Genomic DNA, 13,625 nt, shown 5'->3' with positions numbered 1-13,625 from the left:
TTCTGCAGGCGGGACGTTAAGGTGTTACGGTATAAGTAAGTATACCGAACATTACACTTTCTCACCAGCGGCATACGGCATAGTCCATTTTCGGTGATGAAGAAAAAAAGGCGGTCCAGAGGACCACCTTAAAATCCGTTATTTTCGATCACCTGCTTGAACCAGTGCCCACTTTGTTTAACGGATCGTTTGCCTCCGTCCTGCAGGTCGACAGATACAAAGCCATAGCGGTTTTTATAGGCGTTCGACCAGGACCAGTTGTCCATAAACGTCCACAGGTGATAGCCTTTCACATTGGAGCCCTCCGAGATCGCCCGTTGAACCCATTTTAGATGCTCACGGATAAAATCAATGCGATAGTCATCGTGGATCATGCCCTGTGCATCCCTGAATTTTTCCTCACCCTGAACGCCCATCCCGTTTTCCGAGATAAAGCATTCAATATTTCCGTAATTCTGTCTGACATTGGTCAGGATATCGTAAATGCCCTTCTCATAGATCTCCCAGCCCCGCATTTCATTCATCTTGCGACCTGGCATCACATAATAATCAAAGTAACGTTCTGGCACAAAAGGCGCGTCCGGGTTTGGCAGACTTTCGCGGGCCTTGACTCTGCGTGGCTGATAATAGTTAATGCCCAGCAGGTCCACAGTGCCCTGACGTATAATCTCCCGATCCCCTTCTTCCGTGATTGGTAAAAATTCCTCTTGGCGCAGCAGCTCCACGAGCAAAGGATTAAATTCTCCCGTCACAGATGGGTCTAAAAAGGAACGGTTAAAGAACGCATCGCATATCTCAGCGGCCCGCACGTCTGCCGGATGCTGACTACGCGGATAGGTTGGCGTCAGGTTCAAAATAATGCCGATTTTTCCCTTGTAGCCTCCCTTTCTGTATGCCTGAATGGCACTGGCGCTCGATAACAGGGTATGATATCCCACCTGTACAGCTTTGCCGAAATCCACTTCATTCGGATAGTGGAAATCGTACAGATAGCCGCCTTCCACCGGGACAATTGGCTCGTTATGCGTAAACCATTTGGCTACACGGTCCCCGAACAGCTCGAAGCAGGTATTGGCATAATCCACATATGCTTCGACCGTGTCCCGGTTTACCCAGCCTCCCTTTTCCTGTAAAGCCATCGGTAAATCAAAATGATACAGATTCACGAACGGCTCAATATCGGCCTGATGCAATTCTTCAATGACGGCATTATAGAATTGAACCGCCTGCTGGTTTATGGCACCTCTTCCCGCCGGAAACAGACGCGACCAGGAAATGGAGAACCGGAAAGAGTTGTGACCAAGCTCTTTCATGAGTGCAATATCTTCTTTGTATCGGGTATAGAAACGGGACGTATCCGCAGGACCGACCCCGTCATAGAAACGGTTCGGCTCCTGCTCAAACCAATAATCCCATATGTTCGGTCCTTTGCCGTCTCCCTCCACGGTTCCTTCTGTCTGGGTAGCCGAAGCTGAGGAACCCCACCAGAAGTCGGATGGAAAAAGGTATGAAATGGTTTGCTTCTCTGTATCTTTCATTTCGGTATGATTCACAGCTCTACTCCTCTCTCTTTTCCAATGAATAAGCTGCTAATCCAGCAGCTCATTCACGTTACATTCCAACAGTTTGATCCTTACCTGCAACGGCTGCTTGGCCAATCTCCTCTTCCTGCTCTTTACGAACGTTCACCCGGTCGATAATTTTCAGGAATGGGAACCAGATGACAAAGACGACAGCCATATTAAACAGTTGCAGCAGTCCACCCGCCAGGGAACCCGTACCCATCATTCCGCTAAAGAACAATGGCATCGTCCAAGGAACCTGTATCCCATTAGGTGGAGGCACAATTCCGGTAGACATGGCAAAGTAAGTAATCAGCGTAACGATCATGGGTGAAATCACCCAAGGAACAAAAATCAGCGGATTCATCACAATCGGTAGACCGAATATGACGGGTTCGTTAACATTGAACAAGCCCGGTCCAAGGGCCAGCTTACTGACCTGCTTCATTTGCTTGCTCTTAAGGAAGAACAGAATCGAAAGTACCACGGCCAGGGTCATACCTGTACCACCGATACCTACTGTATAAATATCCACAAACTGCTTAGTGATAATATGCGGCAGCTCCAAACCTTTGGAGTACGCTTCATAGTTTTCCAGTGCCAGCGTATTCCAGATCGGGTCCATGACCGAGTTGATAATAATTTGACCATGTAGCCCGAAGAACCATAAAAGCTGAACAAAGAAAACTGCAATCAATGTAGGGATAATGCCACTGCCCAAATGCACCAGCGGTGCCTGAACGGCATGATAAATCAAGTCATGCAGATTATTGTGAAGCGTCAAAGTGACCACTACGTTGATGATTAAAAATATTCCTAGCGTAATACACGCAGGCAGCAATGCGGCAAAAGACTTGGCAACTGCCGGGGGAACGCCCGGAGGCATTTTAATAATAATCTTCTTCTGCGTCACCTTTCGGTAAATCTCAGCCGCGATAAAAGCGACGATCATCCCGAGGAACATGCCCTTGGCCCCAATCCGGTCGACCGGAATAACACCTGCAATTGTAGCGCCACTCTCTTGAGTCAGCACGAACGGAGTCAGCATCAGGAAGCTGGCCAAAGCGATCATGCCGCCAAATATCGGCTCTACCTTATAACTTCGGGATAGATAATACCCGATCCCGACGACCACGAACATGGTCATGATATTCAGTGTTGCATTAGGCGCAATATTCAGCAGATTCTGAAAAGTCGTCAGATTGCCCTCGCCCATCCACCCTTTTAGAAACGGCAGATTAATAATAACGACGATAATAGAACCGAAAACCGTTAATGGAAATGACAACATAAATGCATCACGCAGTACAGTAAGATAGCGGTTGTTGTTCAGTTTACCGGCAATAGGTATTAAAATTTGGCTTAATTTTTCAAACAAAGCCTATTCCTCCCCGCGAAGTAACTTGCATCAGGTTTGTTGTGAAATTTTCATGTCCCTAATTTCACAAACTCTTGTGTACAGATTATAAATTTCTGGATTTGAAAAGCTCTAGCAGCTCTTGAACCAGATCCTTCATAGTGACCGTGGACATGAGATGATCTTCCGCATGCATCAGAAGGAGCGACAAAGGAGTTGGGGTTCCTCCGGCTTCATTCTTCACCATTTGAAAATGGATATCATGCGCAGCCCGCAAATCCTGCTTCGCCTGCTTAATGAGATCGTCTGCACCTTCCGTGTTCTCATTCCGGTATTCGCTCAGTGCTTGAATTACTTTACTGCGAGCGCTTCCACTATGAAGAATGAGTTGGAAACTAATTTGCTCTTCCGTCAGATCGGCTATGTTGACTTTATCCATTTTTACGCTCCACCAGCTTCAAAGCCTGTTCATAGACTTTCTTGCCGTCGACCAATCCGTACGCCATCATGTCGATCACTTCTACATGGATACCATATTGAGCAGCTTCCTTTTGCAGCTGTCCTTTAAGAAAGCTCATTTGTGGTCCGATCAATACCGCGTCCGCCTTAGCCATTTCTTCTGCTGCCTGATCCTGACCTACTGCCCAAATTTCAGCCTCGTCTCCAATAGACTTGGCATAATCCTGCATTTTGGTAACCAGCAAACTTGTAGACATACCCGAGCTGCACGCCAATAAAATATTTTTCATGATTGTTCCTTCCCTTCAAGGTCTGATTGGATGCTAACTAGTAGAAAACGTTTACAGCGTAATTATAAATCCGTTTTTTTGATTTGTCTATACATTTAAATTATATGTATAGACTTTTTTTAAAATGACAATTCGTCCAACTTTATTTTCGTAAAATTAACGCGTTGATCTCTTTTCTTTGCATAACCCAGAGACGTACACGGACGACGAAATTACAGGATTATTTTTAAGTACTTGCAAGATATAACTGCAAATTTAGATAGGAGCGGGAGCCAGCGTTGGCTTGCTCCCTTTCTGTTTTTTTGGGAGAAGTTAGGAAGCGTCATACTTGGAGGCAAATCTTTTTCGATCTTTAACAATTTCGTTCTGATATGCATCTTGATACTCTTTATACTCATCTGTTTTGGTAGTAAAGGAGAATGAATAATGGCTTATCTTTTTCTGATAATTTCCATCGTTGGTGAGCTTGTTGGAACTTCAATGCTTAAGGCTTCAGAAGGTTTTACCAGACTGTATCCAACTCTATTGACTATTGTTGCGTTTGGTATCTCTTTCTTTTTTATCTCTTTAACTCTCAAAACGCTTCCTTTGAATATGACTTACGCAATTTGGTCAGGCGTCGGAGCCGTTGCTACATCGCTTATCTCTGTACTCATTTGGAAAGAAAAAATCAATACAGGAAGCATTATAGGCATTGCTTTAATTGTTATTGGCGTGGTAGTACTGAACTTATTTGGTTCGGGACACGGAGAGGCGAAAGGTACAACAGAAACAGCTAGTCCAATCGTTCAAAAATGAGATAAAATATGTAATAATCCAAATAGAAAACCTGTAAACCAGTCTTTTTTTACGCTGAGAACAACAGCACAAACAACATGGCAACGAATTTGATTACTTAGCAGAAATTTGATTGGTACAACGTAGTTTGGAAACTCCTTTACTGTGAACGGCCCTGCATGTCTTGGTTATCCCAAGATATACAGGGTTGTTTGTGCTTTGGGCTTCGATGTTTCTCAGCTTTGCATATCCCTAATTCACAAAAAAGTAATTAGTTGAAAAGTATATATAATACATCCATAAGATGGTATAATATTTTCCAGAATAGCCTCATATTTTAGCATCGGATTGTCCCAAGAAATATCCCTATAGATCGGTATCAAACGGACTACATAAAACGTTACGTTAAAGGGGTTGTTACATTTGGAACCTACAACCACGATACGCACAGAACTGGAAAACTTCATGAAACAGAATGGGTTAAACATTACCCAATTCGGTCTGGTGGCAGGTATCAATCCAGGCACGGTAAGCGGGATCGTCACGGGCAACCGTACACTCTCCGTTCACCAGTTAGATCGCATTACAGCCACGTTAGGGCACCCCAAGGGACACTTTTACAAGAACTATATTGAGGAATTTTTGAATACAGCAACGCCTAACATACGTAGAGTCAGACCGCTTTTGTATCACTGTGCAGAGTTGGACATGTTCGATTGTATTGAGCAGGTCGTCAACTTACTCATGGAAAAGCTGGCATACGCCGACGCCCTATTTGTAATAGCTGAGGACTTTTTCAAACAAGGGAAATTCGCAGCGTCCATCATTCTTTATGAGAGCGTAGCCGTTGGTGAGAAAAAGCAGCACTCCGAAAGGCTAGCCCTTTGTCAGTATCGTATTTTTATGGCGAAGCAAGGGGAGGATCAGGAAATAAATTATCAGGCTGCGATTCATTTTGAAGATTACGTTGAACGCCTTGATGATGCTGACCAGCTCGACGCGTTAAAAGATTTAGTGAATACATATCGCTCATTACGAAAATGGGGAAAGGTAAACATATTCGCTAAGTTCATGGGAGACAAGGCTGCCATTCAGTGCGGGATCAATCAACAGGTTAAGTTGAAAAGACGGAAAAAGAAGAAGAATTCGGTCAATCCTCCATTTGTGTATTGGGCCTACTCCTATTTACTTCATGCAGGTGTCTGTGAGGCCCAGAAAGACTACAATCAGGCATTGAAGTATACGTACACTTACGCTGATTTAAGCTGGGTGAAGGAGACTGGTGAACAGACCTTGCTTTGGAAGGGGCGGTTTACAGAATGGGCACAGGCTAACACTTACGTGAATAAGCTGTTGGCTGGAGATATAGGTGTTCTTCCTGACTATTTGGCCTACGTTACTTCCAAGAAAAATGAGGTTCTCACCGCACTGGTTAACATAATTGAAGCGGCTAACCAATATGATTTTAATGTAGATGATGTTCTCAAGCGGTTTGAATTAGAGATCCAGTCTTTAACGGAACAACAAAAAAGTGTAGGCGTGTACACTCAACAATTCATGTCAGAGCGTATCGCTCATTTTTTACAGGAATTAGCTAATTACTACTTACGTAGAGGTGAATATCAAGAGGGATTTAAATATTTAATCAACAGTTTGGAAATATCCTCTACAATTAAATCGAGTAGCAAAGCATCCATCATCAAGTGTGTTGAATTATTTGAACGTTTTAAAAAATATGCATCATCGGGAACAATAGATACCTACCAAAATTTGATTAATAAAGTATACGAAATTGAAAAAAGTTAGGGTTACTTTTATCGGCGACTATTCTTCTGTTAGTGGCGATAGTGATCATTCCAATACAGCATCTAGAAAAAGGATCTACTTACAAACCATTTGAACAACATGGTGGGGTTTGATGATTTTTGTTAAAGCATTTTATATCGTGGAGCCAGTTCTTCGAGCTGGTTTTTTCTCTTGAGGATTTGCAAAGTAAGAGAATACATTTAAACAAACACCAATCTTTAGGCTCGTCAATGAACAGTAAAATAAGCGCCTTTCAGGAAATATCCCCAGCGAAGGCGCTCTTAATATTTTAGCTTTTTCATTTAAGCTCATCTTTTGTTTTTATGGTTCTACCGGCAACTAATACATATTGAAGAGGATCTTTTATGGTGACAAATGAAATGCTTCGAGAAACTGAGCTTCCTATTTCAATCCTTGGACGTTTTCTATCAGGAATATCTATAGAAGCCTGATCGGCATCCATACTAATCGTTTGATTAAAGACGAAGATTTCGTGTAAATCCTCCTTGCCTTCTTTAATCGCAGAACCTGAACGATTCAAAGCACTTACAGTTAAATTGCCCTCTAGTTCTCCAGTAGAATTTATCTTGGACGTTAATTTAAAACTTTGGATATCCAAAATAGAATTGTTATCCAATAAATTGTTTCTACCCCAATCTAATTCAGTGACATGTTGAAGAACTTTACTTTGGTTAAAGGATTCATTTTGCAAAACAACCTTATTATTTTTATATCCAAATGGAATATCCATTGCTCTTAGTAATACACCAAGTGGAATGATAAAAGAATCCTGCTTCACTTCAGGATAAGTATCCATTTGCACAGACTGGCCGTTCAAATCATACATATTCTTACCTTTGTGAAACACAATCTTATTTTTCCCCCAGTTAACAACAGCCTCCTGTGACTTCATATTGTATTCCACTTTTGCGCCAAGAAGTTCAGAAACAGAACGGAGGGGAGCCATTAAACGATTTTCCTCGTTTGTATATGGACCAACGGGAGCGCAGTACAGGACATCATAATCGTTTACCTTAAGTAAGGACGTTCCACTAAAGTTCAAAGAATGATCAGTTTGAGCTGCATTAACTACAGAAGATGTACTGAACAGAGCAACTGCAAGTAAGGCAGAGGATAACATGCTTATCCTACACAAAGCATACACATAGAATATAGGGTTCAAGTTTAACCTCCTTCTTTAATCGCTTAATCACTTGTTACCAGTTGACTAAAGATTGATATAAAAATCAAAATGTATAATTGATTTATCCATAGGATTCGCGGGCACTCTCATTATTATTGTATACTCGTGGGCAAGGGGCAGTGGAACATACACGATAGTAAAACTGATGCCTTAGTTACTTTTGAAGATTGTTAATGTGTAGATCTTTAGATTAAAAGCAGTCTAAACCCCTTATATTTGAGGTTTAATATATCATAAAATCCTTTTTGTGTCATTGACTATAAAACTATGAAAATTCCAAAATTTATGGCATGTTTATGTGCCCTTTATTACGCTCTATCCTCCGTCTGAACGAATTCAGGTACCTCCATCCAAGCTTGATGAAACAGGCATTTATAATAATTTGACTTTGAAAGAGTATTTGGATTTTGGGCGATAGCCAGTAATCTTTAAAAATATTAACTCAAAAAAAGCTGAATGTTCTTTTCAGTGATTTGTGGGTTTGGTAAGTCCAAATCATCGGTTCCAACTAGATATTTTTCATAATCAAATAGGATAAAATCTTCCCGTATATTCGATGCATAAAGTTGCAATAAACAAGATTTTTTTAGGAAATATCCTCATTTTGTTGACTTCATATCCGGCATACTAAAGTTTTTTCACTCATCACAGGTGACCCTAATAGGGATAAAGTGATTGATTGACAAGTATATACCATAGACCTAAAAGATGATATAATATTTCCCAGAAATGCTACTATTGATCGGTATCTAACGGACTACATAATACGTTATGTTAAAGGGGTTGTTACACTTGGAACCTACAACCACGATACGCACAGAACTGGAAAACTTCATGAAACAGAATGCGTTAAACATTACCCAATTCGGTCTGGTGGCAGGTATCAATCCAGGCACGGTAAGCGGGATCGTCACAGGCAACCGTACACTCTCCGTTCACCAGTTAGATCGCATTACAGATACGTTGGGACACCCCAAGGGACACTTTTACAAGAACTATATTGAGGAATTTTTGAATACAGCAACGCCTAACATACGTAGAGTCAGACCCCTTTTGTATCATTGTGCAGAGTTGAACATGTTGGATTGCATTGAGCAGGTCGTCAACTTACTCATGGAGAAGCTGGCATACGCCGAGGCCCTATTTGTAATAGCTGAGGACTTTTTCAAACAAGGAAAATTCGCAGCGTCCATCATCCTTTATGGAAGCGTAGCCGTCAGTGAGAATAAGCAACACTCGGAACGACTGGCCTTTTGTCAGTACCGCATTTTTATGGCGAAGCAAGGGGACGATCAGGCACTCAATCTCGAAGCTGCTAATCAGCTCGAGCCTTATATTGAGCGACTAAATGAAGGGGATCAGTTGGAGGCGTTAAGAAATCTAGCAAATACATATCTTTCATTACGCCAATGGGACAAGCTAGATAGATGGGCATCTGTAATGGACTATAAGGCTCAAATTCAGTATCGTTTGGCTTACCGTCAGGAGCGAAAGAAAAAGCGAACTCCAAAGAGACCTAATAGGCCGCTATTTTTCTACGTAGCCTATTCAAATTTGCTCCATGCATGTGTTTGTGAGGCGAAAGGTGACTATGAGAGAACACTACAATATATTCGTACTTATGGAGATGTAAGTTGGGTAAAGGATACAAGCGAGGATGCTCAACATTGGATGCGACTGTTTCAAGAATGGGCGCATGCTAACCTTTATTCCGTTAAGCTCTTATCTGGGGATGCAAGCGTAATTCCAGATTATGTAGCATATATTGAATCAAAAAAAGATGAAACTCTCGTAGCCTTGTGTAACATCTTTGAAGCCGCTAACCGATATCAAATTAATGTAGATTATGTGATTCAACGCTTTGAATCAAGTATCAACGAATTTATTAAGCAGGAACCAAAAAGCGTGTATGTCGCACAAAATATTTCTGATCAACTAATTCGTCTATTGTACGAATTAGCCTACTATAGTTTAAATAGAGCTATGCATTCCCACGGTTTTATATACTTATTAAACTGTTTAAGAAAATCCGCTTTATTAAATAATGAAGTATTCTTCATCAAATGTATGAATTTATTTGAAAAGTTTAGGAATTTTGCAAGCGATCAAACAGATTCAGAATACTACAATTTAATTAACGAAGTGAGAAAAGAGAGGCTATTTTATTTCTAATACTACTCGATGCTCAAGTACCAACAAAAGTATAATTGTTATTCTCTTATTTAAGAATCCCAATGCGACACTCTCACTTAGTTATTTTTTATAAATCACTTTACCTTGACCATCTCGAATATCTACTTCAGTTGGTCTAAAACGTGTATCAGAATTATCACTTATGAAGATGTATGCTATTTCTTTAACATTCATTTTTTTTGTCTGTGTACGCTGATTTGGAAAGGTAATAGATATAGTTTTGCCATGCGTAAGAATTTCCTCACTGTTAATGAAAAGCGCCAAATACGGAGAGCCACTTTTGCGTCCAATGGTTTGCAATACCTGCTTTTTATCTTCCTGAATCTCTAATTATCTTACAAATTCCTCTTGTCCATTTACTATAGTTAACATTCCGACTCCGATACGCTTATGATCTTTGTAAGCAATTAGAGAAAATGGCTTGTCTACAGTATTTACTATTTTGTAGTTTAGTAGTTCAAATGTTTCTTTGCCTACAACTTTTTTAATTGTATCCTCATTATTGACGGTGTATTTATCTCTTGTGAAGTAATTTGAAACTACAACAATGAGAACTATACTGATTAGAAAAAAACTCAATTTCCATTTGCCTTTAAGCATTTTTGCCTCCCTAGTATCTAAATTCAAGTACAAGATATACATTTCTATACAGGAACAATCATCATATTCCTCATGCACTTTCACTTTTCCCAAAAATACACATGGCATCCTAAAATGAGTATCACCAAAGGAGGGATGTATCATGGGAAGTGAAAAAACTTTGCAGCAGCGATTGGAGAACAATCGACAGCGGCTCTATGATTTGCAAGCGAAATACGGACTAGATCATATGTATGTACTCCGGCAATCTATGGTTTTGGACGAGCTGATTAATCAATATAATCGGATGTACTATACAAAATTAAAAAAGCCGATTGCTTGAAGGCAATCGACTGGGCGAGAAACTTGTGGTGGGTCGCTCGCCCTTTTATTGTAACATACAATACCGAATCATCTGATTGCCAGCTTTATCGTTTATTTTTCAGTTCATTCATACAGCAGATACAAATCCAAGCATTTTTAAAATATGTAAGATGTTGAAGCTCGCCACATAAGGTACAGACTTTCCCCGTGCATTGCCGCATGATCAAACCACTCTCCGTCATCCAAAATTCCATGGCTGTATGCTTGCCAATCCCAAGACGCCTCCTTATATCTACAGGGATGACAATCCGACCTAAGCTATCCAGGTCCCTGACCATTCCTACGCGATCCAAGATAAAACCTCCTTATTTCAAAAATATCAGTAGATCAAAAATAGGCATAAATGCTTTGAATAAGGAAATATTTATCTTGACATGGCGCGAACTGGAAAAAACCTGCGTTCGACCTGGAAAAATATAAAGCGCCTTGCCGGGAAAGAAACTCCCAGCAAAGCGCTTTAGCCACTCGAACCTGATCTGAACCGGTTGTTGATTGTATCCACTACACCCCGGAACCTTCGCCAAAAATAGCTCCTTCACCTCGTCTATCGAATACTTACTTTTTCCAACGATATAAGCAGAGGAAAGAGCAATAGTCCTCTTGTTCAACATCACTTGTCTGCATCATTCACTAACGTATCATCAAATAAATGAAGGCTTTCTTCACTGATTATGGTTGGAACGATAAGCTCATCAGTAGCCCGTGTAGCTTGTGTAAAATAGTCCGCAGCTCCCACCATCAGAGCGATGCCGATAAATATCACAATCCAATTACGATGCTTTTTCATCTGTACCTCTCATTCTTCACTCCGCCCGTTCAGCCATTTGAACCAATGCAGCAGATGGCTGAATCGGTATTCATGCTGCGAAGCGTACGTCCATACTTCTGGCTCTTCACCGGGCTCCTTCCAGACCAGCATGGAAAAGTGACCTTCCTCCTCATTGGCGACAGACAGGAGTGAAAGGCGGTCATCCCCAAATCGGTATGGGGCCGATTCCACCCAATAATTCCGCATATCGCTGATCCAACTGCGAAACCGCTCTGTGCCTGAGATCCGCAGCACATCATCCGGCAAGAGCATATGCTCTCCCATGTCCTGCCAGTACCCGGCATAACGGTAGCGTGCTTCCAGCATCGGACTGAGCGGCCGGGTTTTGCCAGGAGCCAGCGTGGGCATACACGTGACGGGAACGACCGGACCGATGCTCTGGGTAGCATAAGAGCGGGCCTCCCCCTCACTCAAGCCGAGGTACATCGCCTCCGCGAGAAAAGCGTTCCGTCTTACAACAAACTGATGCCGATACTGTGACATTTCATTTTGTAGCTCCAACACCATACCCTGCACTGCATCTGTTCCGATCATTCCCAAGCACCTCTCATTCCAAAATATAGTCGTGCAGCTTACGCTGTGCCCGATATTCGGCCCAATTGAACGCAGGCCATGCCGTTTCTTTCCTCGTCATGCTCGTCAGGCGAGCTTGTAAAAACTCATCCATCGCTCCGTGTTCCTTACGGCTAAATTCAATCAGCAGCGGAATAGCATCCGCCGATAGCCCACTCAAATATTCCTTATCGATCACCGATGTAGTGCGATACCGTTCGAGATTATTTTCAGCAATCCGTACATCAATGCCTACATAATTCACGACGACATACGCCACCAGAGCGAGTACAACATAATATTTCGCCAGCGGAAGCTGACGAACATGAATGCGCACTGCTGCAATGAGTAGCAGCAAGCCCAGAAAAATCATAAACGCGTGTACCAGATAACGGGTGTACGTATATCCATAGGCCTCTTCGTACATGACCAGCCGGGTATAGCCCGAATACAGCATCACACCCGAGCAGCCCACAAGTACATACAGCAAGCCGTTGTTCATTTTTTGCAATATATTTGAGCCGAATTCGGTCCACTTTAGCACACTGATCATGAGCACAAAGTTGATACCTGTCACCATAACCAGCTCCCCGAAGCCCCTTCGCGCATATTCTGCATACGAGGTTCCTTCTGGCAAGGTACCTTCCCATGCACCAAACAGATACCCGAACTGCAATACGACGAACACAACATACACCAGATTCATAAGCATCAGCACCGTAGCTGTAATCACAGGATCAAACTTGATCGCTACCGGCTCGTGATAAGGTACCCTTGATCTGTCGATGATCACCGAGGAATGACCATCATACTCGGTGGTTTGACCATTCGCCCCCTCGCTTAACCCATGCCGCGACTGCTCCTCTTGGCCCGGATCACGCAAAGCAGGCTGTACGAATCCCCACAAATAGCAGAAAAAACAGAAGGTAAAGAAGCAGGTCCAGATCAGCCGCAGCATTCCGCTACCAAATGACAGCGTTCCGATCCATGAAGGTATGCCGGATAACAGTTCCTCGAACATCCCATCCGCTGATGCCAGCAAAGATATAATGATGAACAGCAGCGGCAGGGCGATCAGCAAGCCGACCATCACTTTCCCCAATACACGCTTGCGCTCATCCTTTACATTCCGAAAGGCTGCTGTCTTGAACATCCGAAACGGAGTCACGACATGCCGCAGATTTTGATAAAACAAATGGCTTAACGCCTGACCAATGATACCGGGTTCCGACCAGCTATGCCTCTTCTCTCCGAGCAGCATCACCATATGTACACTAATCAGAGCAGGTATAGCCAATGCATTTAACACATATAGAACCGGGTTATCGAACAGCGCATACGTCAGCGACAGCAGCAAAATCACGGCAAACAGCAATCGCCCCATCCATGAGTCAAGCCGGATACGATCCCGATTATAGACATACATATAGGTGTAGAACAGAATGACAAAAATCGGCAGAGACACGCCTAGCGCATGCCCGTAAAACAGATATTGATGAACCAGCGCCAACACAATCGCAGCAGCAAAGGCGGACAGGAACGACGGTTTCGGCAAAGATGTTCCACTCAACTTGTCATGCATGGTAAATACCTCCACAAATATGCTTTATAACCCTTATTGTAGATGATAAAA

General features: G+C 42.4%; 14 protein-coding genes. 4 read left to right on the top strand and 10 right to left on the bottom strand.

Annotated elements, in window-relative coordinates; all coding sequences use genetic code 11:
• Positions 1–128: 128 nt before the first annotated feature.
• From ACQ4MX_RS16185 to ACQ4MX_RS16170, 4 genes are all read right to left on the bottom strand, one after another.
• A complete protein-coding gene (locus tag ACQ4MX_RS16185) occupies positions 129–1,538 on the bottom strand; it encodes a glycoside hydrolase family 1 protein (protein ID WP_431091354.1) in 1,410 nt (469 codons plus the stop codon).
• A gap of 73 nt (positions 1,539–1,611) precedes the next feature.
• On the bottom strand, positions 1,612–2,940 hold the full coding sequence (celB, locus tag ACQ4MX_RS16180) for a PTS cellobiose transporter subunit IIC (RefSeq protein ID WP_431085948.1): 1,329 nt from the start codon (positions 2,938–2,940) through the stop codon (positions 1,612–1,614).
• Between the two features lie 85 nt (positions 2,941–3,025).
• The gene (locus ACQ4MX_RS16175; RefSeq protein ID WP_025684654.1) at positions 3,026–3,358 is read right to left on the bottom strand and encodes a PTS lactose/cellobiose transporter subunit IIA; all 333 of its coding nucleotides are present in this window, start codon (positions 3,356–3,358) and stop codon (positions 3,026–3,028) included.
• Positions 3,351–3,668: a PTS sugar transporter subunit IIB gene (locus ACQ4MX_RS16170; protein WP_025684653.1), complete on the bottom strand. Its 318-nt coding sequence runs from the start codon at positions 3,666–3,668 to the stop codon at positions 3,351–3,353. The genes ACQ4MX_RS16175 and ACQ4MX_RS16170 overlap by 8 nt, the downstream gene beginning before the upstream one ends.
• A 426-nt stretch (positions 3,669–4,094) precedes the next feature.
• Here ACQ4MX_RS16170 and ACQ4MX_RS16165 point away from each other — a divergent pair, with 426 nt between their 5' ends.
• Positions 4,095–4,466 carry a DMT family transporter gene (locus ACQ4MX_RS16165; protein WP_431085946.1) on the top strand — a complete coding sequence of 124 codons (372 nt, stop codon included), beginning with the start codon at positions 4,095–4,097 and terminating at the stop codon, positions 4,464–4,466.
• A gap of 402 nt (positions 4,467–4,868) precedes the next feature.
• Entirely contained in the window at positions 4,869–6,251 is a 1,383-nt protein-coding gene (locus tag ACQ4MX_RS16160) for a helix-turn-helix domain-containing protein (protein ID WP_431085944.1), read from the top strand.
• Between the two features lie 298 nt (positions 6,252–6,549).
• On the opposite strand, the gene ACQ4MX_RS16155 is transcribed toward ACQ4MX_RS16160, so the two are convergent.
• Positions 6,550–7,434, bottom strand: a complete 885-nt coding sequence (locus ACQ4MX_RS16155) for a copper amine oxidase N-terminal domain-containing protein (protein WP_431085942.1) — start codon at positions 7,432–7,434, stop codon at positions 6,550–6,552.
• An 813-nt stretch (positions 7,435–8,247) separates the two neighbouring features.
• On the opposite strand from ACQ4MX_RS16155, the gene ACQ4MX_RS16150 reads away from it, so the two are divergent.
• Positions 8,248–9,627, top strand: a complete 1,380-nt coding sequence (locus tag ACQ4MX_RS16150; protein ID WP_431085940.1) for a transcriptional regulator — start codon at positions 8,248–8,250, stop codon at positions 9,625–9,627.
• A gap of 81 nt (positions 9,628–9,708) precedes the next feature.
• Here the strand turns inward: ACQ4MX_RS16150 and ACQ4MX_RS16145 are convergent, their stop codons facing one another.
• Together ACQ4MX_RS16145 and ACQ4MX_RS16140 are read right to left on the bottom strand one after the other, a co-directional pair.
• A complete protein-coding gene (locus ACQ4MX_RS16145; RefSeq protein WP_431085939.1) occupies positions 9,709–9,948 on the bottom strand; it encodes a hypothetical protein in 240 nt (79 codons plus the stop codon).
• 30 nt (positions 9,949–9,978) lie between these two features.
• Positions 9,979–10,341: a hypothetical protein gene (locus ACQ4MX_RS16140; protein WP_431085938.1), complete on the bottom strand. Its 363-nt coding sequence runs from the start codon at positions 10,339–10,341 to the stop codon at positions 9,979–9,981.
• Positions 10,342–10,390: 49 nt separating this feature from the next.
• On the opposite strand from ACQ4MX_RS16140, the gene ACQ4MX_RS16135 reads away from it, so the two are divergent.
• Positions 10,391–10,570: an aspartyl-phosphate phosphatase Spo0E family protein gene (locus tag ACQ4MX_RS16135; RefSeq protein WP_431085937.1), complete on the top strand. Its 180-nt coding sequence runs from the start codon at positions 10,391–10,393 to the stop codon at positions 10,568–10,570.
• 651 nt (positions 10,571–11,221) lie between these two features.
• On the opposite strand, the gene ACQ4MX_RS16130 is transcribed toward ACQ4MX_RS16135, so the two are convergent.
• From ACQ4MX_RS16130 to ACQ4MX_RS16120, 3 genes are read right to left on the bottom strand one after another with little or no spacing between them, the layout of a single operon-like run.
• Complete coding sequence (locus ACQ4MX_RS16130; protein WP_431085935.1) at positions 11,222–11,398, bottom strand: hypothetical protein; 177 nt, start codon at positions 11,396–11,398, stop codon at positions 11,222–11,224.
• A gap of 9 nt (positions 11,399–11,407) precedes the next feature.
• Positions 11,408–11,974: a hypothetical protein gene (locus ACQ4MX_RS16125; RefSeq protein WP_431085934.1), complete on the bottom strand. Its 567-nt coding sequence runs from the start codon at positions 11,972–11,974 to the stop codon at positions 11,408–11,410.
• A gap of 13 nt (positions 11,975–11,987) precedes the next feature.
• Positions 11,988–13,574: a DUF4153 domain-containing protein gene (locus ACQ4MX_RS16120; protein WP_431085933.1), complete on the bottom strand. Its 1,587-nt coding sequence runs from the start codon at positions 13,572–13,574 to the stop codon at positions 11,988–11,990.
• Positions 13,575–13,625: the final 51 nt, after the last annotated feature.

This window comes from Paenibacillus sp. 8b26 (genome assembly GCF_050626875.1).
Taxonomy (GTDB): Bacteria; Bacillota; Bacilli; order Paenibacillales; family Paenibacillaceae; genus Paenibacillus.
Note: the sequence above shows the minus strand (reverse complement) of the source record. Positions and strands in the feature narration are given on the sequence as shown.